Below are 23696 nucleotides of genomic sequence, written 5' to 3'. Positions count from 1 at the left end.
TCAGGCCCCCTTGACTTGCGCAGAGCGGTTGGCAAACGCCAGATAGAGCTGCTCGATGCGCGGACGCATCATGTGCTCCAGCGCGCCACAGAACAGGATCACCAGACCCTGCAACACCACGACGATGTTGCGGTCGACACCGAATTCGAAGCTGAGCTCGGCGCCCCCCTGATAGAGGAAACCGAACAGCAGGCTGGCGATGATGACGCCGACCGGGTGGTTGCGCCCCATCAGCGCCACCGCGATACCGGTGAAGCCGAACCCTTCCACGAAGTTGAGCTTGATCTGGTGCAGCTCACCCTGCAGCACGTTGAGGGCGAAGAAGCCCGACAGCATGCCGGAGATGACCATCGCCAGGATCACTACCTTGGGATAGGAGATACCGGCATAGGCGGAGGCACTCTGGCTGGCGCCGACCGAGCGGATCTCGTAGCCCCAGCGGGTGTGCCAGATAAAGACCCACACCATCGCCGCACAGATCAGCGCCCAGAAGAAGCTGATATTGAGCGGGCTGTTCGGCATCTCGACGCCAAACAGGCTCGCCAGCCCGGTCATCTTGGGCAGCCAGCTCGCTTCGGCAAACACCCGGCTCTCGGTCGCCATCGAACCGGGCGGCTTGAACACCTCCACCAGCAGATAGGCCATCAGCGAGGCGGCGATGAAGTTGAACATGATGGTGGTGATAACGATGTGGCTGCCGCGCTTGGCTTGCAGCCAGGCCGGAATAAAGGCCCAGGCCGCACCGAACAGACCACCGGCAACGATGGAGAGCGGCAACAGCAGGGAGAACGGCAGCACATCGCCGAGGGTCAGACAGACCAGACCGACCCCCAGACCACCGATATAGGCCTGACCTTCACCGCCGATATTGAACAAACCGGCGTGGAAGGCGACCGCTACCGACAGACCGGTGAAGATAAAGCCGGTTGCGTAGTAGAGGGTGAAGCCAAACCCTTCACCGGTGCCAAACGCGCCGTACCACATAATCTTGGCGGCATCGACCGGGTTGATCTCGAGGTAGTAGAACAGGATGGCCGACACCAGGAAGGCCAGCAGGATGTTGACCGCAGACACGACGCCCACGGAGACCCAGGCAGGGATACGTACTTGGCTCATCAGTGGGCCTCCTTGGCAACTTCATCCGGCACTATGTTGGCCATCATCAGGCCGATAGTGCGCTCGTCCGCTTTGGCGGCATCCAGCTCGCCGACGATGCGACCGTCGGCAATAACCAGAATGCGGTCAGAGAGACTCATGATCTCGTCCAGTTCGACCGAGACCAGCAGCACCGCCTTGCCCTTGTCGCGCATGGCGATGATCTGCTGGTGGATATACTCGATGGCACCGATGTCGACCCCGCGGGTCGGCTGGCCAATCAACAGCACATCCGGGTCCTGCTCCACTTCACGGGCGATCACCAGCTTCTGCTGGTTGCCACCGGAGAAGTTGGCGGTCTTGTGGTCGGGATGGGGCGGGCGCACGTCCCACTTCTCCATCTTGGCCTGGCAATCCTGCTGGATCGCCTCCTTGTTCTGCAGCCACCCCTTGTTGTATTGCGGACGGCGGTGATAACCGAGGATAAAGGCCTCTTTCGCCTCGAAGCGGTTGATGAGACCCATCTTGTGGCGATCTTCCGGCACATGGCCGAGGCCGAAGTTGCGCACCATCTCGGGATCGGCCGCATGATCGGCGCTCACCTTGTGCACGCCGCTGCGGCTGCTGATGGTAAAGCCGCCCTTGCTCGGCTTGATGATGCCGCCAAGCAGGCTGAGCAGCTCGGACTGGCCGTTGCCGGAGACCCCGGCGATGCCAACCACTTCACCGGCGCGCACCTCGAAGCTGACCGACTTGACCCGCTCCACCTTGCTGGCGTCGAAGTAGCTAAGCCCCTCGACCTTCAGCTTGGCTTCGCCCGGCTGGGTCGGCCCCTTGTCGACCTTGAGGCGCACCTTGCGGCCCACCATCAGTTCGGCCAGCTGTTCCTTGTCGGTATCCTTGGTGGCAACGTGCGCCACCATCTCGCCGCGGCGCATGATGGAGACCTGATCCGTGATGGCCAGGATCTCGCGCAGCTTGTGAGTGATGAGGATGATGGTCGCCCCCTGATCCCGCAGCTTCTCCAGCACCTTGAACAGGTGATCCGCCTCTTGCGGGGTGAGTACCCCGGTCGGCTCGTCGAGGATCAGGATGCGGGCGCCGCGATAGAGCGCCTTGAGAATTTCGACCCGCTGTTGCAGGCCCACCGGCAGATCTTCCACCTTCTCGTGCAGCGGCACTTCGAGACCATAGTCCCGCGCCAGCTCGCCGAGCAGCTTCTCTGCCGACGCCACGCTCTGCTGAAGGTGCCAGCCATTTTCAGCGCCGAGGATGACGTTTTCCAAAACCGTAAAGTTGTTCACCAGCATGAAGTGCTGGTGCACCATGCCCACGCCTGCGGCAATCGCATCTTGTGAACCGTGGGGTTTGAAAGGATTCCCGTCGATGAACATCTCGCCTTTATCGGCATGGTAGAAGCCGTAAATGATGCTCATCAGGGTGGATTTACCGGCGCCGTTTTCGCCAACGATGCCGTGAATACTGCCTTTCCGAACCTTAAGGTCGATCAGCTTGTTGGCGTACACTTCGCCGAACCGCTTATCGATACCTCTTAATTCGATGGCATAGCGATCTGTCTGGTCCATGATGCAGCCCTGCGTTTCATGAAATAAGACTGTAAAAACCGGCCCGTGCGGGCCGGTCGGTGCGTTGAGAGTCGTAGCAGCAACTATCTAATTAGTATTTGCAGGTATTGTCGCTCATGTAGTCATGAACCTTGACCTTGCCTGAAATAATCTCGGCCTTGATGGCATCCACCTTGGCTTTCATCTCCGGAGTGATCAGCTTCTCGTTGTCCTTGTCGAGCGCCCAATCCACACCGCCTTCGGCCAGACCCAGGTTCTTGATACCCGGTTTCCACTGGCCCTTGGCCGCGTCATCCCAGGTTTGGTAAGCAGCCAGACCCACAGACTTGACCATGGAGGTCAGCATGGTGCCCGGTTGCAGGTGGTTCTGGTTGGAGTCTACGCCGATGGCAAACTTGCCGCTGTCCTTGGCTGCCTGATAGACACCGATACCGGTACCGCCGGCTGCGGCGTAAACCACGTCAGCGCCCTTGGCGAACTGGGACTTGGCCAGCTCGGCACCTTTGGCCGGGTCAGCAAACGCGGCCGGGGTGGAGCCCGCCATGTTCTGGAACACTTCGATCTTCGGATTGACGTACTTGGCGCCCTGCTCGTAGCCGCACTCGAACTTGCGGATCAGCGGGATGTCCATGCCACCCACGAAACCGACCTTGCCGGTTTTGGAGGCGATGGCAGCCAGTGCACCCACCAGGAAGGAACCTTCATGCTCCTTGAAGATGACGGACTGTACGTTCGGCTTGTCGACCACCATGTCGATGATGGTGAACTGGGTTTTCGGGAATTCGGTCGCAACCTTCTCTACCGCAGAACCCATGTTGAAGCCGACCGCCACGATCGGGCCGTTGCCACGGCTGGCCAGACGACGCAGACCCTGCTCACGCTGGGCTTCGTTCTGGGGCTCAAACTCTTTGACCTTTACCCCTTTGTCCTTGTTGTAAAGCTCGACGCCGTTACGGAACACGGCTTCGTTGAATGATTTGTCGTACTTGCCCGCGGTGTCATAGATCACGGCCGGCTCGGAAGCAGCCTGAGCAGAGAGAGCAGCGAGAGTGAGGGAGGCCACGGTGGCCAGTTTGAGCACTTTAGTCACGATCGTATCCTTGATTGTTATTAAGTGAGGGAACTTGCTTGCCCGCCGAAGCGGGTCATCTAGCACGCAGGGTTACTCTAAGTCAGCCCCGGTGCGGGTCAAGCAAATGATAAGGGAAAAACGTTTGCGTTAACGGTTTGAATTATAAGCAAATAACCTTATAAGCAGTTGTTTTTTAGCTATTTTTCAGTTGTTTATGCTGACAATTCAGAGACCCAAACGACATTTTTCTTATTGTTCAATTGGTTACTCTAAACCGTTTTCCCCGGTTGGGCATCCGCCCCACCCATCGCCCCGTGATCCGGCTCGCAAAATAACCGCGCGGCGCACCATCCGGCCACTGGCTACAGCTGGAAACCATCCCCTCTCCGCAACCATTTTGCCAACCAGAAACCGCCGCAGTCGCCCTGCCCGACTCCCCTCACCTGCCCGTCGTGCGGAGTTTGCAGTTGGTCTGACGGGGGGATGGCCGTATAATCGCCGCCTGTATAAATAAACAGGAGTGGTGATGGACGTTTCAACCCTGCTCGACGGGCTCAACGACAAGCAAAGAGATGCCGTTGCGGCGCCCCGCAGCAACCTGCTGGTGCTGGCCGGTGCCGGTTCGGGCAAGACCCGGGTACTGGTGCACCGTATCGCCTGGCTGATGCAGGTGGAACGCTGTTCACCCTTCTCCATCATCGCGGTCACCTTTACCAACAAGGCGGCGGCCGAGATGCGCGGCCGGGTCGAAAAAGTGATCGGCGACGGCGTGCGCGGCATGTGGATCGGCACCTTCCACGGCATCGCCCACCGCCTGCTGCGGGCCCACCATCTGGATGCCGGCCTGCCGCAGGATTTCCAGATCCTCGACTCCGACGACCAGTACCGGCTGATCCGCCGGGTGCTCAAGGCGCTCAATCTGGACGAGAAGCACTGGGCCCCGCGCGCCGTGATGGGCTACATCAACGGCAAGAAGGACGAGGGGCTGCGCCCCGGCGACATCGACCTCTACGGCGATCCCGTCACCCGCACCTATCAGCAGATCTACAAGACCTATCAGGAGACCTGCGATCGCTCCGGTCTGGTGGATTTTGCCGAGCTGCTGCTGCGCGCCCACGAGCTGTGGCTCAACAAACCGCACATCCTCGAGCACTACCGCGACCGCTTCCAGAACATCCTGGTGGACGAGTTTCAGGATACCAACGGCATCCAGTACGCCTGGCTGCGGATGCTGGCGGGCAACAGCGGCAAGGTGATGATCGTCGGCGACGATGATCAGTCCATCTACGGCTGGCGCGGCGCCAAGATCGAGAACATCCAGCGCTTCCTGACCGACTATCAGGGCGCCGAGACCATTCGCCTCGAGCAGAACTACCGCTCCACCGCCAATATCCTCAAGGCCGCCAACAGCGTCATCGCCAACAACGCCGAGCGTCTTGGCAAGGAGCTGTGGACCGAAGGGGCCGAGGGTGAGCCGATTTCGCTCTACGCCGCCTTCAACGAGGTGGACGAAGCGCGCTTTGTGGTCGGCCGTCTCAAGGATTGGAAGGAAAAGGGCGGCCTGTTGGCCGACTGCGCCATCCTCTATCGCTCCAACGCCCAGTCACGGGTGCTGGAAGAGGCGCTGATGCAGGACGCCATGCCCTACCGCATTTACGGCGGCCTGCGCTTCTTCGAGCGGCAAGAGATCAAGGACGCCATGGCCTACCTGCGGCTTATCAACAACCGTGGCGACGACGCCAGCTTCGAGCGGGTGGTCAACACCCCGACTCGCGGCATCGGCGATCGCACCCTCGAGATCCTGCGCGGCAACGCCCGCGATCAGGGGCTCAACCTGTGGCAATCGGCCAAGGCCCTGCTCAACGACAAGGTGCTGACCGGTCGCGCCGGCAATGCGGTGCGCGGCTTTGTCGAGCTGATCGACGCGCTGGAGGAGCAGGTCGCCATGCTGCCGCTGCACCAGCAAGCGGATATCGCCATCCAGAACTCTGGCCTCAAGGCGATGTATCTGGCAGAAAAGGGCGAGAAATCCCAAGCGCGGGTAGAGAACCTGGACGAACTGGTCACCGCCTGCCGCCAGTACCAGCGCCCGGACGAGCTGGAAGATATGAGCGATCTCTCCGCCTTCCTCGCCCACGCGGCGCTGGAGTCCGGCGAGAATCAGGCGGACGAATATGCCGACGCGGTACAGCTGATGACCTTGCACAGCGCCAAGGGTCTGGAGTTCCCGCTGGTGCTGCTGGTCGGCGTCGAAGAAGGGATGTTCCCCAGCCAGCAATCCACCGAAGAGTCGGGCCGGCTGGAGGAGGAGCGCCGCCTCTGTTACGTCGGCATGACCCGCGCCATGGAGAAGCTCTACATCTGTTATGCCGAGAGTCGCCGCATCTACGGCCGCGAGATGTTCCACAAGCCGAGCCGCTTTATCCGCGAAATGCCCGCCGAGTGTCTGGAAGAGATCCGGCTGCGTACTCAGGTCAGCCGCCCCACCCAGTACGGCCGCTTTAGCCAGAACGAGGTGCAGCAGAGCTTCGACGCCAGCGGCATCAAGCTCGGCCAGCGGGTGCTCCATCCGAAATTCGGCGAAGGAATCGTGCTCAACTTCGAAGGGGTCGGCCAGCAGAGCCGGGTGCAGATCCAGTTCGACGACGTCGGCGCCAAGTGGCTAGTAACGGCCTATGCCAGATTGGAAGCGCTGTAGGGTAAAGCCCCTTTAGATTGGTCACTTTCCCAATAAAAAAGGAGCCATAGGCTCCTTTTTTATATTTGTCCAATTATTTTGTTCAGCAATAATAATCAAAAATTCCGCTGTAAAACATCATAATGGCATTATGACCGATTACACGACTAGTTGTTGCTATTCATATAATTAGTATATTTGGTATTAATCTCAACTAGAGCTTGATTAAAATTGATCATATAATCCTCATCAACTTTAACATTTTCGGTATTTTTCATTTTCGATAACAATATTCCGATATCTCGTATTAACTCAGAGTAATAGTGCATGACCGTATCTTCATTTAAATCTCTCATCAAAATCCATAGAATATATACATCCTGAAGATTTCGTCTAAACGCTCGTACATTTTTAACGTTGAGCATATTATTTAAACTAGTATCCAATGAAGTGTCATCAAGAGCATTGAATTCGAGTTGAAGCATTTTCTTGATTAATGCAATACATCTTTTGGTTCTTGTAATGTACAAATAGAACTCTTCTTTAATAATGGGATTTGAATCAAGCCCATTAAGGAATGCAGTTATAGCAGACTTATTTTTAATCCGACAGTTTAATCTATCTTGTTTGAGATAGAACTCAACGCCATTATGGTTATTAGATGTTGACCTAGCCCGATCAAGATAAGATAGGACAGTTATCATCTCCTCATTATCCATTCGGTCTTGTGATCTATCTTCATTAGTTTTACGAACATAAAACCACGACACATTATCATTTACGATATCTTTTATAGTTTTTATTATGTCTTTATTGACTGTCGAGTTCCACATTTCAAACGAATTTTCTTTTATTGGGTAAGGTTTGTTATTTAACCTTATAAAAAGATCCACAGGCTCGAAGTTTTCGTTAATCTTATAGTCTATTTCTATTATAGTGAGGTCAAAATCAAATATTTTTTCTGATAAGGAAGGAGACAAATCACTAAATTTGCATCCATTCAACTCAGTAAGAACTTTTAGCCCTTTCAAAGAGAAGTTATTGTTCTTTGAATACTCTTGTCGTCCACTCTCATTTAAATACTGCTTTCCCATAAAGCCAAGTATCGAAAGAAGGCGTTGCTGCCCATCAATAACCTCTTTCACACCATCTTTGTTTTTAAATATAAAAATTGGGGGAAGGTAAACCCCTAACAAAATGCTCTCTATAATTGCCGACGCTTTAATTATGTTTATTCTTTCTTGGCGTTGATATGATGGCCTAATCATATATCTATTGGTATTAAGATCAGATATTATTTCTTCAATAGGCTCTGAGGATGGCTCTGGCTTCAAAAAACGCAACTTCTCTAAAGCATTCATTTTTGTCAAACCATCAGATTCAGTTTGCCTTAAGCTGTTGACTGTATCTTTAAAATCTTCATCCTTGATATAACCAGACAGGTTAACGCTAAATGTTGTCGAGAAGAATTGAGCTGTTTTTTCAAATCTCTCAACTATATTTTTATAATAATGAGCATCTTCCAACGAAAAATATGACAAATTAGCATTCATGAAGTCAACGATAGCGCTAATTGTTTTTTCATCGATTTTGTAATCAATCTCCTCTCTAGTCAAAAGCGTGAATCCCCAAAGAAGACTCTCGTAAATCAGCTTGTTATTTAAATTAGGATTGTTGGCTATTATCTTGGCATGAATATCAATAATTTCACATAGTAATTTCTTAAAGCCCAAAAAATAATCATTATGATCTTCTATTTTTTCACATGTGAACTGATACAATAATTCTCTAATATCTGTTCGACTTCCACTACTTGCATATGAATAGATTGGGAATTCAGGCATTATAATATAACGACGGATGAAATCCGTGATACTAGATAGCTGGAGATCACTCCCTTTTCTATTACTGAAAAAGCATGCAGTTATTGCTTCAGTAAAAGCATGGTCTGACTCAATGCTTTCTTTTATTACATGACTTAGAGGATCATCATCATATCGGGCGTTATCAAGCTCTGCTGACGATATTGGTGTTATACCTGTATTATAGCGGCGAAATATTTCTTTTTTAATTTTATCTTCAATGTCTGGAGAAAGTTCAGGCTCATTTACTACTTCAAATTCAAAGAGCCGAACTTTTGTATCCAGAAATATATCCTTAATTTCTGGTTTCAACTCATTGAAGTTATGGTCCTTTAAAATCTTAAGGTCAACAAGCCCATTCCCAGTCAATTTGAAACTATTTTCTTTAAATCTTTTTAAAGTTTCAAAACGCTGACGTCCATCTATAACTTCGACTTTCTTACCAGATTTAAAAAGTATTAACGGTGGTATATCCGTGCCAAGGAATACGCTTTCAATAAAAAATGTAGCTTTGGAGTTATCCCACACATAATTTCGCTGATAATATGGCTTGTAATCAATTCTAGATAAATTCCTGTCGCTCAACAAGGTCTTAACAGAAATAGAACGCATATTTATCTTTAAGTTTTCTTTAAATATTCTATTAAAACTATTACTCATTTCCGCAAGCCCTCTAGCATTGGTCACTAATAATAGATAGCGCTTTAGAACCATCAATTACAAATTTAACTTTTCCATTATGACTATCATGCAACACATGGATCATATCTATATTTTCTACTTTTACAAATTGGCTACCGTAGAGCCGATCATACAAATAGTGCAGAAAATAACTAATGGTCTGAGATTTTAATTTTATTAAGCCAGGTCTAATACTGCTAGACTTTAAATAGATAGTGAACGAGATATCATCTTCTGGTGTTGTTTCCAGAATAAAAATCATATTAATGCCGACGCACCATTCAATTTCCTTTGAGAATGGCATGTAATTATCATCAATGGAATATAACTTAGGAAGGGTGTCACTTATAAAATCATCAAGGAAGAATATCATCTTGCCAAGAGCAACATCATAATTGCTTGTGTGTTTTTGTAATGCTTTCACTTCAACCTTAGATGATAATCTAAGATGCTTTAACACATTATATTTCTTTATTAACGATCTAAAATTATACCCATACTCAGAGTGGGCATTGTAATTAATTAGGAATAACTCATCCTCTATCAACTGAGCCCTAACCACTTTTGCGTAAAAATATTTACCTTGTAAGTTTAGGTCATCTTGTTCATCTATTGTCTTATATATTCTGTAAATCACTTTAAGGTAGTGAGAAATTTTATCACTATTTGATAGATAAATACTCTGATATTTCAGGTTTATTATTGATAGCTTATCTTGATATGATAATGAAGTGTCTAACTTTATGTTTGATAATTCTAAATTAACTCTTTCGAGAAAGTTACTATTTCCTGATATTATTCCATTACGTATATCTATATATATACGGAGCAATGAATAAAAGTTAGCCTCAAACTGCTGTATTCTTGATGTCTTTGCCTGCTCCCTTAATGAATCACTTTGTTGAACAAACACTTCCCGAGCCATTCTGTACTCTTCTCTTATATACGACATTTCCTCCCTCTGGAGCGTCAATGCGTCTACTTGCTGTATCAGAGACTCGGAATTTGTTTTTATATCCTTCCTTTGTTCTATTAAACCATTATAAAATAATATCACCCCAGCTAATGCCCAAAGTGACCCTACAACTCCACCAATTATATCTCCAAACTGACACACTGTTGAATACTCAACAGCCGTCTCAGGAGAGTAAATATAAGCAATAAAGACAAACGAAAGTATAAACACAAAAACCAAAAAATAACCTATCGCAATTATTTTTATTGCACTTGTCTCATTAATTATCTTGTTCATTTTATATTTAAATTTCGATAAGAATGAATAACCAATACTATACAAGAAGCCTTAAAAATATAGCTACGGTGGTACTCTTGCTTCTATATACTCTTGAGCATTATGATTTTAATTCATGAAACAACACGCTACCGCCCCTGAATTACAGCCTCCAGTTTGCTAATTTAGCCTGTTATCTACCCACCTAATTAACAACATTTCAATGACTCCATTTCCTTCAGAGTCAAAGACATGTATCTTAACTTCTTACTTAGAAAGGGGGAAGAGAGCAATGTGAAATTTTGTGCGGCAAAACAAACTAATTAGAATTTTTATCGTTACAACCATTCATGACAGTGTGTTAGAAAAACTCTTGATTAAAGCTTTTATTGATTGGACATAAAATGATGTCTCACAAAATCCAAGCTTTCTTTTCAATATTCCCAATCACGCATAGTACCTAGATCTTAACCAGATCACTTAACCAGCTTGACCTCCTGCCAGACATAGTAGTTTTTACCCGCCTCGGTGCTGAAGTTCAGAGTGGCATCATTCTCCGACTTGGAGGTGATGGTGTGGCTGCCCGGCGTCACCTGCTTGAGGATATAGCAGTGGGCCACGGTATCCCCTACGGCAGAACCATCCACCATCAGCGGCATTTTCACCGCCGCACCGAAGGTCTCGTTGCGATAGATATAGAGGTTGGCCGCATCCTTGGGCGCCACAAACTGCTTGGCGGTGGCATCGGCCATGGGTACGGAAGCACAACCGGAAAGCAGCGCCGCCGACAGCAGGGCGGCACTCATCACTATTTGCCTGAACATAGTCGTTATTTTTTAGTGGGTTAACGGGGATTAAAGGTTCGCATGAGCCTGCACTGACTGACAATCGCTCAAATCGAACAGGGTGTGATTCGGCTCAATTTTTCAGCATTTGGCAGCCTCCCCTGTCGCTATCATCCCTCTCGCCAAATCGGCCATTGCTCTCCAGAGCCCCGCTGGCAGCCAAACGGGAGCGGGTGGCCTGCCGCCTGTCGGCATAAGACAAAACGATGGCATTTTCGCAAAACCTATAAATTAAATTTATACAAACCGTTTTGGCTGTCACTCGGGTATCAGGCTGTCGTTACAGGCGCCAACAAGGGGTTGGCCGATCTGAATTGCAACTGCGCGTTGCTTTAACCACACCGCCAGCCAAGGCATACTGCCCCGTCATAGATGGGAGTCATTAATGTCTAAGTGGATACCGACACTACGCCGGATGGGGCACTGGTTTTTGCGAAAAACGGCGCTGGCGCTGCTGACCAGCCTGCTGTTTATGATCTCGTTTACCCTGTTTCAATACGTATCGTGGTGGCCTGCACTGACCGAGGATACTTCCCTCGAATGGAGTGGCCTCTCTTCAGAAAGGACCTTTGCTGAACTGGCCCCAACCATGCTGGAGTTCAGCGCCTTACTCGCGTGTGTTTACTTACCCCTGTTTTTGCTGATACCCCGCCCGCTATTGTTGCCGCTCTTTGCCGGACTCTGGTTGTGGCAAACCTATGACCTCGCTTTTATGACGGCAACCGCTTCGACCTGGCTGCCACACGAGATCATCTGGAGCTTTATCCTGCCCCACACCCACTGGCTGCTGCTCACGCTGATGTCGCCTCTGCTGCTGATCCGCCATGCAGGCAGGCGGCTATTTGCGGCGGCTCCAGCCAGTCAGAAATGAGCCACCTTGCTGGCAGGCCGTAAGCAACGGGATCTTTCGATGACGCTTCGCTGATCGAATCAGTTCGATGGCTCAAACCGGCTTGAGGCGATGCAATATCAGGGTGGGCAATAGAGGAAGGGAACTCAGAAACCCGGCCGTCAGGCGCGGCGGCCGGGTGAATTGTAAAGAGTAGGGTGACAGGGAAAGGGATCAGCCTAGTCTAATCAACTCGATGGGGGCGTAGCGCTCCCCGGAGTTTGCCAGCAGCACGCACTTCTCGTGCTCCGCCTGATAGGGAGTCATGTTGTCGGTATGAGCCTCTTTCAGGAAGTCGACGGCGCCGGTGGCGGCAATCATGACGCGCTGACCCTGGTTCAGCACATTTCGGTTCCGGTCATAGATCTTCATTACACTCTCCTTTTCTTGTACCCGGGTGGGTGCTCCGGGCAGCGGGATCAGCCTACGCCTCTGAAAAAAGGTGATTTATGTCACAGATCAAAAAAGGGGCAGAGAGGGACTCATGGGGCGAAAAAGTCAGCGTTGCTGCGGCCATCCCCTGCGTTGGCCCGGCTGGCTACCACTCGCGCAGATATCGCCCGCCACCCCGTCGTGCCAAGCTGAGGGGAACTGGGTGTGACGGCGCCACCGGAGGGGATGATGTCACCGCTGCAACTGCTCGACGACCTGCTCGACCTTGTCGATTTCATTACCGACTTCCCGCGCTTCTGGCGGGTCTATGTGGGGCTTCTCTGCACCCTTGGCGCCTGCGCGCTGGTTGCCCGCACCCGGGATTCACCCGACGGGCTGGAGTTCGTGTTCGGCGTCATTGTGGTGCTTGGCATCGGCCTGACCCTGCTCTGGCAGCGCGCCGCCCGCTGATCGCCACCTCCTGTCGTATCACAGACCCCTGCCCCGCGCTTTTGTGCGCGCCGGGCTCGAACCCGGCAGCGGTTGGGGTATATTGATGGCCGATTAGCCAGTCTCATTCACCGTGGCCGCGCATGCGGGCCGCTGTTTCAACAAGATGGAGAGTGCTCATGAATCGCGATATCACCGCCCAGTTCATCAAGATGCTGACCAATCTGGATCACTGTCTGGCCAAAGCCGAGGCCCACGCCGCGGCGAAGCAGTTCAACGTGGACAACTTCTTCGGCGATCGGCTGATTGTCGATATGCTGCCCTTCAGCAAGCAGGTGCTGATCTGCTGCGATTCGGCCCGTACCGTGGTGGCCACCGCCAGCCACAGCGAGCTGCCGGCCATGGGCGATGAGCCCAAAACCATCGCCGATCTGCGCGCCCATATCGGCAAGACCATCACCTATCTGCAGGGCAAGCTGGACGCGGACTACAGCCAGTATGCCAGCGGTCGTTACGTGCCCCACTGGGCGGGTGGCAAGGGGATGGATGGCCATACCTGCGTCCATGAGTACGGCATTCCCAACTTCTACTTCCACCTCACCATGGCCTACGCCCTGCTGCGCCGCGCCGGGGTCGATCTCGGCAAGCGCGACTATCTGGGCGGGCTCAATATGCAATAAGGTCGCCCCGACCAGAATGACGAGAGCCTGCCATCTGGCAGGCTCTTTTTGTTGCAAGCGGCTGGCGCGCGGGGTGAATGCCCGGCCCGCCACCAGCCATTAAGCGGGAATATCCGGCTCCACCAGCGCCACCAGCTGGGTCAGCGACTCCTGCCAGCCGAGATAGCACATCTCCAGCGGGATGGCGGCGGGGATCCCCTCCTGCACCACCGCCAGCTCGGTACCGCAACTCACCGCGGTCAGGATGATGGAGACATGGATCACCCCGGCGAGGCCGGGCTCATCGAAGCGATCGGTGTAGCGAATCCGCTCGCCCGGCACCAGTTCGAGGTATTCACCGCCGAAGGTCTGGCTATGGCCGCTGGCAAAGTTGGTGAAGGACATCCGGAATGAGCCGCCAACCCGGGCATCCAGATGCTCCACCTGACAGGTAAAACCGTGGGGCGGCAGCCATTTGGCCAGCGCCTGCGCCTCGGTAAAGGCCCGATAGACCCGCATCGGCGGCGCCTTGATGACGCGATGAAGTCGCACTGTTCCTGTTGTCATGTTCACCTCCTTGCTGGATTGAGTCCCAAAGGATAGTCGCCAGAGCGGGAAACGCCCCATCGGGCGGCCATCACTCTGCGCTAGAAGGGGCCGTTGCTCTCGCGCAGCTTGTCGGGCAGACCGTCGTGATCGCCCAGCTCGCGCGCGGGCACGTCATCCCAGTGCAGCTTGCCGAGGGTGATATTGCGCTCGGGGTGGACAGCGTAGTGGATGCGGTTGTCCTCCCGATCGGTATCGCCGATGCAGAGCAGGCGGACAATCTCGTCGGTGTTGTTGATAAAGGCGTGGGCCAGCCCATCACCGGCCTTGAAGCCGACCGAATCGCCCGGTTGCAGCCGATAGAGCACGCCATCGAGCCAGACATCGGGGGTGCCTTCCAGCACGTGGACGAACTCGTCCTCGGTCTTTTCGGCATGGGGCCAGCTGGTACGGTGGCCGGGCTCGACGATCTCGTGGTGAATGCCGATGCGGCTAAAGCCGAAGTGCTTGCCGAGGGCGCAACCGCGCGACAGGGGCTCCTGACTGCCGGAGTAGTAGCGCGGCTCCTGCTCTTGCAGCTCGCTCCAGTGTTTGATGCAGGGGTGGCGGTTCATAGTGGTTCCTTATGATGCTATGAGGGGCAGTTAGAAAGGGCCGTTGCGCTCGCGCAGCCGGTCAGGCAGCCCATCGTGAGCACCCAGCTCCCGCTCGGGCACGTCATCCCAATGGCGTGCACCAATCTGGCGGTTGTACTCGGGGTGCAGGGCATAGTGGATGCGGTTGTCGGCGCGATCCCGATTACCTACGCAGAGCAATCGCACCGGCTTATCGGTATTGTTGATAAAGGTGTGGGCCAGCCCGTCACCGGCCTTGAAACCGACCGAGTCGCCCGGTTGCAGCCGATAGAGCACACCGTCGAGCCAGACATCGGGGGTGCCTTCCAGCACGTGGACGAACTCGTCCTCGGTCTTTTCGGCATGGGGCCAGCTGGTGCGGTGGCCGGGCGCCACCAGCTCGTGGTGAATACCGATGCGGCTAAAGCCAAAGTGCCTGCCCAGTGCGCTGCCGAGGGACATCTGTTCCTGACTACCGGGATAGCATCCCGGCTCCGGCTCTTGCAGCTCGCGCCAGTGTTTGATGTTGGGGTGACGGGTCATAGCGATTCCTTTTCTATGAGGGGGTGGTCACGGAAGGGTCATCCTAACTGCCAAAATGTGGGGGAGAAAAGCAGAAATCGGTCGGCCCGTTGCACAGCGGATGGTGTGGTGGCGGACTCGGCAACGGACTGATCGCCCTGCTGGCAAGGGCTGCGAGCCATGGCGGCGGCCCGCCAGCGGGCCAAAAAAAGAGGGAGCCGCTGGCTCCCCTCTCGATGATGTCGGTGCTTACTTGCCGAGCTTACTTGCCGAGATTGTCGGCCAGCTGTTTGGCGCGGTTGGCCGCCCACTGGTCGATCATCTTCTCCATCTCCTCGGCGGTGATGGGCGAATCCTTGTGAGTGGTATCCGGGGTCTCGCGGGCATCCATCACCCGTACCAGCAGCTTGCCGCTCTGGGAGTCGAGCAGCTGGGCCATGCTGCCCACCTTGAGCAGGTAGGGCTCCTTGCCGATCACTTCGCGGGTGACGTTGATGGCGATCTTGGCCGGCATCAGGTCACGCAGTTTCGGGTCGGGGCGAGTCAGGTCGAAGTTGGTGACGGCAGCCTGGATCCGCATCACTTTCGGGCCGGGGGCGGTGGCAATCTTGACGCCGTGCTTGATCAGTTCGCTCTGGAACTTGTCGTGGTAGTAGCGGCCAATCTGGTTCTGTTCGTTGGCGGTCAACAGATACCACTGGCCATTCTCCTGCCGGATAAACTGGAGCGGATCGAGCAGCACCTCATTGTACTGGCGCAGATCAACGCCCGGCTCCTTGTAGACTCGCTGGTTGGGGTTGCTCTCGTTCGGCTGGAAGGCGCTGAAGGGGACAGTTTGCAGCGACTGCAAGCTGTAGGAGACCTGATTTTTTACGGCGCAGCCGCCCAGAAGGGCCGCCGCCATGGCAACCATCACGACCTTTTTCATATTTGCTCCTGCATTGACCGATTGTTTTTACTGTGGATTTTGCTCCACACGGCGGGCGATCCCGTGCTGGTTGCCTCCGATTCACCCAGAGAAATACCCTATTTCCCCCCTCTCTCACAAGCGCCATCTGCCGAATGTTCAGGCGCCATCCAAGTTGTCATAAGGAACGGGGGAAAATGCCCGCCAGCGGGTAGGCGACAAACCCAATCGGTGCAGGGAGACGGGGGACGAATCCCCCGCCTTCTGTCTGTCAGGCGATAAGCTCGACGCCCATGCTGGCCAGAATGGAGAGGCTCACCGTTGCAAACAACACACCGGTGACCAGATTGAGTGGCCGCTGAACCCGTTGCAGCAGCTGCTGGGCGCGGGAGGTGGAGAGGCTCCAGGCCAGCATGCCGAACCAGCAGACCGAGATGATAAAGAGCTCGACCACCAGCAGGCTGCGGGTCACGCCATCCACCTCTGGCGACACCATGGCCGCCAGCATGCCGATAAAGAACACCAGCGCCTTGGGGTTGAGCAGGTTGGTGGCGATACCGGCGCGCACGCCCTTGCCCCAACCGGATAGCTCGCTGGCGGCGCTCTGCATCACGGTGCTGCTCTGCTGGCGAGCCGCCATCAGAGCACCCCAGCCCAGCCAGCCCAGATAGAGGGCGCCACCGCACTTGATCACCATAAACAGCATGGGGTTGTTGGCGATCAACATGCTGATGCCGGTCAGGCTGAGGGTGGCGTGTACCATAATAGCGAGCGAGATGCCCAGCGCCGCGCCAAGGGCGGTCGGCCGGTGCAGGCTGGTGCGCAGGATCAGGGCAAAATCGGGGCCGGGGCTGGCCAGCCCGATAAGGTGCATAAGGCCAAGGGTAAGGAAAAGACTGGTCAGCATAGCAACTCTCAAAAAAGTGATATGCCGCCAGCATGGCGGATCAGCGGGGCGTCCGGCTTGTAAAAGATTGCATCTGGGCACGAAATTCGGCGGGCGTCAGACCAAAAGCCTGGCGAAAACCGTGGTGGAAGTGGCTCTGGTCGAAGAAACCGACCGCCAGCGCCACCTCGCTCACCGCCATGCCGCTCGCCAGCAGCCGCTTGCCCTGCTCCAGCCGCAGCCGCTTGAGCCAGGCGTAGGGTGTCATGCCGCTGCGCTTCTTGAACTGGCGCAAAAAGGCGAAGCGATCGAGACCGACCAGCCCCGCCAGCTCCTCCAGCGAGTGAGGCTCGTCGAGCCGGGCCAGCAGATAATCGCGCAGATAGCGCAGTTGGGGATCGGCCAGCTGGTGCACTTCGGGCGCCAGTTGCAGCAACTCCCCGAGCAAAGCGAGCAGCTGCCCCTCGATCAGCAGGCCATCAGCCTGCGGATTGTCGAGATAGCTGTGCAGCTGGGCAAAGCCCTGATAGAGGTCGGGCCGGCTCTGCAGCCCCTTGTCGAAGAAGGGCTCCGGCTGATCGGGCAGCCAGAGGGAGAGCTGCTGCGGATCGATGGCGAAGACCCGCACTTCGTACCCTTCCGGTAGCAGGCTGAGACCGTCATGCACCTCGTCCGGGTTGACGGTCGACAGCTCACCGCGCACCAAGGTGTGGCTGTTTCCCTTGTGGATAAACTTCTGGCCACCCCGCTGCACCAGCCCGATATGGTAGTCGAGATGGACATGGCGGCCATAGCTGAACGCCCGGTGATGGGAGTGTGACAGCTCGACCCCCGGCAGGTGCGGGGATTGCCAGTAGCGGATAAGGGAATCAGTGGTACTCATGGGCTATAGATACACCGCAAGCAAGCAGGAGAGCTTGTAGATTATTGCATTCCGGCCGCGCGGTTGCAGCAGGCTCAACGACCACCCAAACGAGCCGGCGGATCCACCAGCGAGACGAGGGGGTGCTGCTCGAACACATGTTGCAACGCCTGCGCCAACGCGGGCTGCCGCGCCGCCAACGTTTTGGCCAGCGCCATGTGCACTTCCAGCGGGGTAACCGGCAGATAGATGAGGCGGGTCGCCACCGACTGCTGGGCCCGGAAGTAGTTGGCCGAGATATCGTTGGAAAAGAGCGCGGCATCGATCCGCCCACGCACCAGCTTCTGCATGTTGCCATGCTCCCAGTTACGCTGGGAGAGAGCATCAATCCGGATCTGAGGATGCTGCAGCAGTGGCGGCACGATCGCCTGACTCGACCAGCCAATCGCGGCGCCGTAGAGATCCTCCTGCCGCTCGACCGACCGCAACCGTGATGGCGCCAGCACCACCAGCACTGGCCGCAGCAACAACAGATAAGGCTCGACATAGTGGATGTGCTTTGCCCGCTCGGGGGTATAGCTCAACAACGGAGTCAGTTCGCATTCACCACTTTCTAGATTACTGAGCAAGCGCGCGACATTGAGACCCTGCCATGCGATCGGCCGCCCCAGCACGGGCTCTACATGAAGTCTGAAATAGTCGATCACCGGCCCGGAGACCTTGCCCTGCGGATCGATGGAAACCAGTGGAGCCAGCTGGAAAACACATCCCCGCAGGGGCGCACTGGCCGCGACAGATGGGTTGAACATGATAGAGGGAAGAACAAGTGCCGAGAGCACTGACAGCAAACGCATACCTGAAAGAGAAATGCCCATAAGTGCCGACCCGATACCCTGATAGCCATCAGCATGGCACAAGGCAGTAGGGCGGGCTATCTCCCCCCTTGCCCCCAACTTGCCGCCGGATATCACCAGCCGGTTCTATTGCGATAAAAATCAATAAACCCTTTGTTTTGATAGGTTTTTTATCATTGCGTATATTGCCTTCAAAATTCACGCCCATCTCTTAAGTGGTACTTTTATGAGACTATTACTGATTGCTTTATCCTTTTTTGCTGCAACTGCAAGCGCCAGTGAACAACTGTCCGTGCCTTACTACGACTGGGGCAGTTGCCCGTTTGAAGGATGTACCTATCAACAGTGGACAACCAAGCAGGAAGTGATTGCCAGAGCCAAGCCCTCTTGGACCGCCAAAGCTCTGTTCAAGGTACCGCGTGGTAAAAAGGTCGAGGGACTGACCGGCGTGGTCATCGTCGAAAAGGCCGGGACAGTCAAGATTCTGAAACCGGTCAAGCTCGGCTATAACGACAAGGGTGAGGGCCCGCTACTCAACCTGAAAGCGGGCGAACAGCTGTATACGCTGGCCAGTATCGGGGAAGGGGCGATGCGGTTCTGGTACAAGGGCAAGACCTATACGCTGGACTATGACTACGGGCGCACCCAGATCAAATATGGCGCCACACCGAAAAGCCAGTGGTGGGTAAAAATTCGTGACCAGCAAGGACGTGAGGGCTGGGTTGCCGAAGCCAAAAACTTCGCCCATATGGACCGTTTCGAGTAATAACGACAGCCTGCCCCAAGCTCGGGGGCAGGCTGTTGACGAGAGTTACTGCCCGGGTTGCAGCTTCATCTCCTGCAGATACTCCTGCACCTGCAGCTTGTAGTCAGCCTGATAGGAGAACTTGGTGCTGTCGCTCGCCGCAATCAGGTTGACTGCGGTACAGAACAGGGTGGCCGCCAGTAACCCCTTGCCAACCCACTGCGGGTAACGACGGCTCCAGCGCACCAGCAGCAGCAGGATCGGGAACAATGCGTAGGGGAAGATCAGCATCAGGTGCCAGTAGTTGAAAATGATGGGCGACAGGGCCGCACTCACCAGTACCGCCAGCACCGCCGCCAGCGCATAGAGGCCGAGCCAGCTCTCGCCATCTACTGGCGCACGGTCGCTGCGCAGCAGACGCGGCTTGAGTTCGCGCCACAGCTGCCAGTTGGCCTTGGCCGCCAGCAACACAGTTGCGGAACCAACCCCGTAAATCACGATGCGCCACACCCAGATCGCTGCCATCTGCAGGTATTCGTGGCCTGCCAGCCAGATGAACTGGGTGTCGTTGACCAGCTTGCTGGCAAACAGCCAGGAGCCGTAGCGCAGCCAGTAGAGCACTGATTTCAGCACCGGATAGACATGCACCAGACCCCAACCGATATAGCGCTGGCGCGCCTCGGGATCGACGTTCTGGGTGATATGGCTGTTGCTCATCACTTCCATGGCATAGGGGATCAGGGAGGCACCGATCAACAGGGCGGCCACCACCACCCCGCTCCAGCTCACCTTGAGAATGCGGCGCCAGAAGAGGTAGGTGGACATCACCGCCAGCAGCGGCCAGGAGTAGTGCAACTGCATCGCCATGCCGATAGCCAGCAGGTGCACGATCATGTGCCAGAAGGAGGCCCGCTCGCGCATATGCCAGGCCGACCAGCAGTGCATGGCTGAGAATAGGAACAGATAGGAGGGGTTGTAGAGCAGGCTCTCGTACTGGAACCAGGGGTTGAGCCAGCAGAGCACCAGAAACAGCAGACGCACCCGGTCATCAAACACCTGGCGGATCACCGCATCAAACAACAGGAACCCGACCAGCCGCATCGCCAGCAGCAGCACCATGGGTGCATAGGGAGAGTCCCATAGCAGCAGCGGCCCACCGATCAGCCAGGCCGACAAGCTGCCCGGCACATTGCCCACCGCACTCGCGGCATTGCCATAGCTGAGCCAGACCCCCTCATAGGCACCAAGGTAGCCCTTGTAAAGCATCTGGGTCTGATCGCCGGTGAGGAGTTGGTGATCGGAAAACAACCAGGAGAGCAGCAGCCCGACAAATATACAGGCCGCGAATAATGCGTTATGGTAGCGCCCACTAAGACCAATCATTGATCCACACCTATTGAAAAAATTGCTAACGACTTTAACAGTTGCCACCTGATTTTGCTCGTTTACGATTCACATTTTTAGTAGATTTACCAGTCAGTTATGAGACCTGCGGAGCAGTTATGACCCCTCCAGTTAAAAAGTTTTTATTCATTGTTGAAGACTTGTATGGTGGTGGTGCGGAAAAAGTTCTGCTCAATACTGCATCATTGCTAAAAGATGCCGGTGCCGATGTAACCTTGTTTACCTTGCGGGAAAAAATAGATCATACGTTGCCCGATAATATCCATCCGATTGATCTTGGCATTGTCACAAAACTGACCAAAGCCATATCCAATATTGCGGTTGAAAAAATACAAGCGTCACTGATCCTGAAAAGAATCAAAGATATTTCACCTGACGTCATCATCTCATGTTCATGTGACAAAATTACCAGACACCTGCCTGAAACACTGAATATTTATTACTGGATCCACGGTAATGTCACCGGTTTTTCCAAAGACAATGCCAAGGGATATGAAAAATTCAAGCGCTTCTATAATGGAAAAAAACTGATCTGCGTATCCCGTGGTATCGCAGACGACATTTTACAAAATGTAAAAGCCACACCAAAATCGTGTCAGATTATCTACAATCCGTTTAATATCGAGAAAATTCAGGCGTTGGCCAATGAGCCTTTCAGCAAGCCATTCGACAAGTATTTTATCCATGTCGGCACCTTCGAAGAGCGAAAACGCCACGATCGTCTCTTGCAGGCATACCAGCTAAGCAACGTTGATACGCCACTCGTGCTGATGGGCAAAGGGGTACTACGTCCGAAAATTGAAGCAATGATCGAGGATATGAACCTTGCCAACAAGGTGAAGATCATCGACTTTCAGAAGAATCCCTATCCCTATATCAAAGCTTCCCAAGCGCTTATTCTGACATCAGATGCAGAAGGGTTGCCAACAGTGCTTATTGAAGCACTTATCTGCCACACACCGGTTATCAGTGTGGATTGCCCATCTGGGCCTGCTGAAATATTGACAACACCACTCGATAAATTTCTAATCCCGATGGAAGATATCAGTGAACTGGCTATGGCAATTACAAGCATGGAGCGAAGAAGAATCCCCATTCATTCAAACTATTATCAACCTTTTTCTAGTGAAAGAGTGACCGAAGAATTTATATCTTTATGAGAAATAGTTGGGGAAAACCCCAACTCTCTATAGATAATCAGCCACCCACTTTTTAAATGCCATTTTAAATTCAGCAACGTTTATAAAGTTTACGTCTTGTTGTGCAGACCTGGTTTCTGCGTAGATAACACTTGAGCGAGGATTATTTGGATGCCACTCCACATTTTCTGGCATCCCGAAATTATCATTGTAAATACCGAGAACAGGTTTACTCAAACCGGTTGCAATATGCACTGTAGCAGTATCCACAGACACCATACCGGCACAATGCCTTGTCTGTGCAAAGAGTGAAGCGAGAGATGGTTTCTCATGATCAATAACAACCCTGGCTGGGTCACAAACATGAGATAAAACTCGTTCAACGTCCCTCTCACGCCCAGGTGGATACAATAGACAAATGTTGTAATTTGATGAATCAAGCATCGTGTTGATTAACTCTATGGTTTTCTCAACACTGAAACAACGGGATGTCCCACTGCCATATGGATTGAAGCACAACGTTTTATTACTTGGCCACCAAGAGCCAACCCAATCCTCAGCCCCCTTACACGAAGGCACTATATAACTGGTATCAGGGTTAGCAATCCCCATATGCTCCAACAGCACCTTAAATTTCTTCGCAAAGTGCATCCCTGTAGTTTTTTTACCGAGCTTGATATTAATACAGTCAAGCTCATCATCGAGTCCTGCTACATTTTTGCTCCCAACTTTGGAGATGAAATAAAGGTCCTTCATCTTCATTTTTTGGCTAAAATGCACAAGATAATCTACATTCCCCATGTCATTGGCTAATTTTTTGAGCTCACTATAGCCAGCTCTCTTGGGTATTTCAAAGACGCAATCAAAGTTAAAAAAGTCTCTAAACAATGGCGCCATCCCAGAACTGGTAATAACGTAGACTTTTCGCTCAGGAAATTTATTTTTAATCTCCCTTGCCACCCAGGAAGAGACGATTGCATCACCAAGCTTAGCATCCCACCTAACAAAAACAGTGGCACCGTGCGATAATGATCTCACTGATGAATGACGATCAAAAAGTAAAATACCCAGCTTGCGGCGAAGGACATCCCTCCATAACTGAAAGGTTTTAATCACAGTAATCACCTCCGTCACTCTATATGTTGGCCATAATTTCTGTCATCAATAGTCGATTGGAATAGTCCAACATCCAGACAGCATGGCTCAACACCAGCGGCTCTCAATTTATTCCACTGCAGCCGCCCAGTGAGATAATCAGCAGGCATTCTGATTGGATAAGCCATCTTCAGCAGTTTGAGAGCGCCAGCCTGTGTAAGAATATATCCTCCTGTAGATATAATTCCTCTTTGTGAGTTTTTACTGGGTGTTAAATATTTTGCCAAACGGTACCCTTCTGGCAAAGATGAATATATTGGAAAGTGTTTCGCCTTGCCATGATGCAAAAATACAATATCAGAATTATTTTTATTAATAATCTCTCTGACAATAGCTTTGAAATGCATGTGGACGTAAATATCATCTTCTAAAATGACACAACGAGGGATATTTCTCTCAACCATCATTTCATATATATTAATATGACTCATGGCACAACCGACCTCACCCAAGCTAAGGTCATGGCCGCAAGTCTCTCTTGCCAGATTGAAATCCACTTTCGCTAAGCGCTCTGATGGTAATGATTTACCATCAACCGCGTCGAAAAACTCAAAGTTAATCCCCAAATGAGACATCTGGCTCTCTACCATGGCCCGCCTGTCAGCACTACGTGTCAAACTAATAATAAATACGGGAATCATAG

The 23696-nt window shown here is 52.9% G+C and carries 22 protein-coding genes and 1 pseudogene; 6 read left to right on the top strand and 17 right to left on the bottom strand.

Annotated elements, in window-relative coordinates:
• The 3 genes from AACR93_RS09435 to AACR93_RS09425 form a co-directional block, all read right to left on the bottom strand.
• Entirely contained in the window at positions 1 to 1116 is a 1116-nt protein-coding gene (locus AACR93_RS09435) for an ABC transporter permease (RefSeq protein WP_043850597.1), read from the bottom strand.
• Positions 1116 to 2681: an ABC transporter ATP-binding protein gene (locus AACR93_RS09430; protein ID WP_041209785.1), complete on the bottom strand. Its 1566-nt coding sequence runs from the start codon at positions 2679 to 2681 to the stop codon at positions 1116 to 1118. The genes AACR93_RS09435 and AACR93_RS09430 overlap by 1 nt, the downstream gene beginning before the upstream one ends.
• 91 nt (positions 2682 to 2772) lie before the next feature.
• Positions 2773 to 3771, bottom strand: a complete 999-nt coding sequence (locus tag AACR93_RS09425) for a BMP family lipoprotein (protein WP_033115676.1) — start codon at positions 3769 to 3771, stop codon at positions 2773 to 2775.
• A gap of 508 nt (positions 3772 to 4279) precedes the next feature.
• Here AACR93_RS09425 and uvrD point away from each other — a divergent pair.
• Entirely contained in the window at positions 4280 to 6451 is a 2172-nt protein-coding gene (uvrD, locus tag AACR93_RS09420) for a DNA helicase II (RefSeq protein WP_043850596.1), read from the top strand.
• A gap of 146 nt (positions 6452 to 6597) precedes the next feature.
• Here uvrD and AACR93_RS09415 read toward each other — a convergent pair whose 3' ends face one another.
• From AACR93_RS09415 to AACR93_RS09405, 3 genes and pseudogenes are all read right to left on the bottom strand, one after another.
• Positions 6598 to 8952 (bottom strand): DUF262 domain-containing protein, encoded by a 2355-nt coding sequence (locus AACR93_RS09415; protein ID WP_197077949.1) that lies wholly within the window; start codon positions 8950 to 8952, stop codon positions 6598 to 6600.
• A 13-nt stretch (positions 8953 to 8965) separates the two neighbouring features.
• The gene (locus AACR93_RS09410; protein WP_156152931.1) at positions 8966 to 10225 is read right to left on the bottom strand and encodes a putative phage abortive infection protein; all 1260 of its coding nucleotides are present in this window, start codon (positions 10223 to 10225) and stop codon (positions 8966 to 8968) included.
• A gap of 464 nt (positions 10226 to 10689) precedes the next feature.
• Positions 10690 to 11028 (bottom strand): annotated as a pseudogene (locus AACR93_RS09405) (DUF2846 domain-containing protein); the annotation flags it as partial.
• Between the two features lie 436 nt (positions 11029 to 11464).
• Between AACR93_RS09405 and AACR93_RS09400 the strand changes: the two are divergent.
• Positions 11465 to 11920, top strand: a complete 456-nt coding sequence (locus AACR93_RS09400) for a hypothetical protein (RefSeq protein ID WP_043850662.1) — start codon at positions 11465 to 11467, stop codon at positions 11918 to 11920.
• 192 nt (positions 11921 to 12112) lie between these two features.
• Here AACR93_RS09400 and ydfZ read toward each other — a convergent pair whose 3' ends face one another.
• On the bottom strand, positions 12113 to 12310 hold the full coding sequence (gene ydfZ, locus AACR93_RS09395) for a putative selenium delivery protein YdfZ (protein WP_005357022.1): 198 nt from the start codon (positions 12308 to 12310) through the stop codon (positions 12113 to 12115).
• Positions 12311 to 12535: 225 nt separating this feature from the next.
• Between ydfZ and AACR93_RS09390 the strand changes: the two genes are divergently transcribed.
• Together AACR93_RS09390 and AACR93_RS09385 are read left to right on the top strand one after the other, a co-directional pair.
• Positions 12536 to 12781, top strand: a complete 246-nt coding sequence (locus tag AACR93_RS09390) for a hypothetical protein (RefSeq protein ID WP_156152929.1) — start codon at positions 12536 to 12538, stop codon at positions 12779 to 12781.
• A gap of 158 nt (positions 12782 to 12939) precedes the next feature.
• Positions 12940 to 13440: a DUF1993 domain-containing protein gene (locus AACR93_RS09385; protein ID WP_043850593.1), complete on the top strand. Its 501-nt coding sequence runs from the start codon at positions 12940 to 12942 to the stop codon at positions 13438 to 13440.
• A 99-nt stretch (positions 13441 to 13539) separates the two neighbouring features.
• Here AACR93_RS09385 and AACR93_RS09380 read toward each other — a convergent pair whose 3' ends face one another.
• The 7 genes from AACR93_RS09380 to AACR93_RS09350 all read right to left on the bottom strand — a co-directional run bounded on the left by AACR93_RS09380 (position 13540) and on the right by AACR93_RS09350 (position 18565).
• Positions 13540 to 13986, bottom strand: a complete 447-nt coding sequence (locus AACR93_RS09380) for an SRPBCC family protein (protein WP_043850592.1) — start codon at positions 13984 to 13986, stop codon at positions 13540 to 13542.
• A gap of 80 nt (positions 13987 to 14066) precedes the next feature.
• Positions 14067 to 14579: a cupin domain-containing protein gene (locus AACR93_RS09375; RefSeq protein ID WP_043850591.1), complete on the bottom strand. Its 513-nt coding sequence runs from the start codon at positions 14577 to 14579 to the stop codon at positions 14067 to 14069.
• A 30-nt stretch (positions 14580 to 14609) separates the two neighbouring features.
• The gene (locus AACR93_RS09370) at positions 14610 to 15122 is read right to left on the bottom strand and encodes a cupin domain-containing protein (protein ID WP_043850590.1); all 513 of its coding nucleotides are present in this window, start codon (positions 15120 to 15122) and stop codon (positions 14610 to 14612) included.
• Positions 15123 to 15363: 241 nt separating this feature from the next.
• A complete protein-coding gene (locus AACR93_RS09365) occupies positions 15364 to 16029 on the bottom strand; it encodes a DUF3313 domain-containing protein (RefSeq protein WP_042029579.1) in 666 nt (221 codons plus the stop codon).
• A gap of 250 nt (positions 16030 to 16279) precedes the next feature.
• Positions 16280 to 16915, bottom strand: a complete 636-nt coding sequence (locus AACR93_RS09360; protein WP_041209799.1) for a LysE family translocator — start codon at positions 16913 to 16915, stop codon at positions 16280 to 16282.
• A gap of 40 nt (positions 16916 to 16955) precedes the next feature.
• The gene (locus AACR93_RS09355) at positions 16956 to 17777 is read right to left on the bottom strand and encodes an AraC family transcriptional regulator (RefSeq protein ID WP_041209800.1); all 822 of its coding nucleotides are present in this window, start codon (positions 17775 to 17777) and stop codon (positions 16956 to 16958) included.
• Positions 17778 to 17851: 74 nt separating this feature from the next.
• On the bottom strand, positions 17852 to 18565 hold the full coding sequence (locus AACR93_RS09350; protein WP_043850589.1) for a substrate-binding periplasmic protein: 714 nt from the start codon (positions 18563 to 18565) through the stop codon (positions 17852 to 17854).
• A gap of 271 nt (positions 18566 to 18836) precedes the next feature.
• Here AACR93_RS09350 and AACR93_RS09345 point away from each other — a divergent pair, with 271 nt between their 5' ends.
• Positions 18837 to 19376 (top strand): hypothetical protein, encoded by a 540-nt coding sequence (locus AACR93_RS09345; RefSeq protein WP_043850588.1) that lies wholly within the window; start codon positions 18837 to 18839, stop codon positions 19374 to 19376.
• Positions 19377 to 19421: 45 nt separating this feature from the next.
• Here AACR93_RS09345 and AACR93_RS09340 read toward each other — a convergent pair whose 3' ends face one another.
• Complete coding sequence (locus tag AACR93_RS09340; RefSeq protein WP_082044091.1) at positions 19422 to 20621, bottom strand: 3-deoxy-D-manno-octulosonic acid transferase; 1200 nt, start codon at positions 20619 to 20621, stop codon at positions 19422 to 19424.
• Positions 20622 to 20857: 236 nt separating this feature from the next.
• Between AACR93_RS09340 and AACR93_RS09335 the strand changes: the two genes are divergently transcribed.
• Positions 20858 to 21919: a glycosyltransferase gene (locus tag AACR93_RS09335; RefSeq protein WP_043850587.1), complete on the top strand. Its 1062-nt coding sequence runs from the start codon at positions 20858 to 20860 to the stop codon at positions 21917 to 21919.
• A 27-nt stretch (positions 21920 to 21946) separates the two neighbouring features.
• Here the strand turns inward: AACR93_RS09335 and AACR93_RS09330 are convergent, their stop codons facing one another.
• Together AACR93_RS09330 and AACR93_RS09325 are read right to left on the bottom strand one after the other, a co-directional pair.
• Entirely contained in the window at positions 21947 to 23014 is a 1068-nt protein-coding gene (locus tag AACR93_RS09330) for a glycosyltransferase family 9 protein (RefSeq protein WP_231556918.1), read from the bottom strand.
• A 14-nt stretch (positions 23015 to 23028) separates the two neighbouring features.
• Positions 23029 to 23694, bottom strand: coding sequence for a glycosyltransferase family 25 protein (locus tag AACR93_RS09325; RefSeq protein WP_043850586.1), 666 nt, complete (start codon positions 23692 to 23694; stop codon positions 23029 to 23031).
• Positions 23695 to 23696: the final 2 nt, after the last annotated feature.

The organism is Aeromonas sp. L_1B5_3, from assembly GCF_963866575.1.
GTDB classification, from domain to species: domain Bacteria; phylum Pseudomonadota; class Gammaproteobacteria; order Enterobacterales; family Aeromonadaceae; genus Aeromonas; species Aeromonas jandaei.
Note: the sequence above shows the minus strand (reverse complement) of the source record. Positions and strands in the feature narration are given on the sequence as shown.

What these genes read in the sequence shown, in the direction of transcription:
- AACR93_RS09435 (WP_043850597.1), bottom strand. Translation starts at nt 1,116, where the DNA reads ATGAGCCAAGTACGTATCCCTGCCTGGGTCTCCGTGGGCGTCGTGTCT.
- AACR93_RS09430 (WP_041209785.1), bottom strand. Translation starts at nt 2,681, where the DNA reads ATGGACCAGACAGATCGCTATGCCATCGAATTAAGAGGTATCGATAAG.
- uvrD (WP_043850596.1), top strand. Translation starts at nt 4,280, where the DNA reads ATGGACGTTTCAACCCTGCTCGACGGGCTCAACGACAAGCAAAGAGAT.
- AACR93_RS09415 (WP_197077949.1), bottom strand. Translation starts at nt 8,952, where the DNA reads ATGAGTAATAGTTTTAATAGAATATTTAAAGAAAACTTAAAGATAAAT.
- AACR93_RS09410 (WP_156152931.1), bottom strand. Translation starts at nt 10,225, where the DNA reads ATGAACAAGATAATTAATGAGACAAGTGCAATAAAAATAATTGCGATA.
- AACR93_RS09400 (WP_043850662.1), top strand. Translation starts at nt 11,465, where the DNA reads ATGGGGCACTGGTTTTTGCGAAAAACGGCGCTGGCGCTGCTGACCAGC.
- ydfZ (WP_005357022.1), bottom strand. Translation starts at nt 12,310, where the DNA reads ATGAAGATCTATGACCGGAACCGAAATGTGCTGAACCAGGGTCAGCGC.
- AACR93_RS09385 (WP_043850593.1), top strand. Translation starts at nt 12,940, where the DNA reads ATGAATCGCGATATCACCGCCCAGTTCATCAAGATGCTGACCAATCTG.
- AACR93_RS09380 (WP_043850592.1), bottom strand. Translation starts at nt 13,986, where the DNA reads ATGACAACAGGAACAGTGCGACTTCATCGCGTCATCAAGGCGCCGCCG.
- AACR93_RS09375 (WP_043850591.1), bottom strand. Translation starts at nt 14,579, where the DNA reads ATGAACCGCCACCCCTGCATCAAACACTGGAGCGAGCTGCAAGAGCAG.
- AACR93_RS09370 (WP_043850590.1), bottom strand. Translation starts at nt 15,122, where the DNA reads ATGACCCGTCACCCCAACATCAAACACTGGCGCGAGCTGCAAGAGCCG.
- AACR93_RS09365 (WP_042029579.1), bottom strand. Translation starts at nt 16,029, where the DNA reads ATGAAAAAGGTCGTGATGGTTGCCATGGCGGCGGCCCTTCTGGGCGGC.
- AACR93_RS09360 (WP_041209799.1), bottom strand. Translation starts at nt 16,915, where the DNA reads ATGCTGACCAGTCTTTTCCTTACCCTTGGCCTTATGCACCTTATCGGG.
- AACR93_RS09355 (WP_041209800.1), bottom strand. Translation starts at nt 17,777, where the DNA reads ATGAGTACCACTGATTCCCTTATCCGCTACTGGCAATCCCCGCACCTG.
- AACR93_RS09350 (WP_043850589.1), bottom strand. Translation starts at nt 18,565, where the DNA reads ATGTTCAACCCATCTGTCGCGGCCAGTGCGCCCCTGCGGGGATGTGTT.
- AACR93_RS09345 (WP_043850588.1), top strand. Translation starts at nt 18,837, where the DNA reads ATGAGACTATTACTGATTGCTTTATCCTTTTTTGCTGCAACTGCAAGC.
- AACR93_RS09340 (WP_082044091.1), bottom strand. Translation starts at nt 20,621, where the DNA reads ATGCTTTACAAGGGCTACCTTGGTGCCTATGAGGGGGTCTGGCTCAGC.
- AACR93_RS09335 (WP_043850587.1), top strand. Translation starts at nt 20,858, where the DNA reads ATGACCCCTCCAGTTAAAAAGTTTTTATTCATTGTTGAAGACTTGTAT.
- AACR93_RS09325 (WP_043850586.1), bottom strand. Translation starts at nt 23,694, where the DNA reads ATGATTCCCGTATTTATTATTAGTTTGACACGTAGTGCTGACAGGCGG.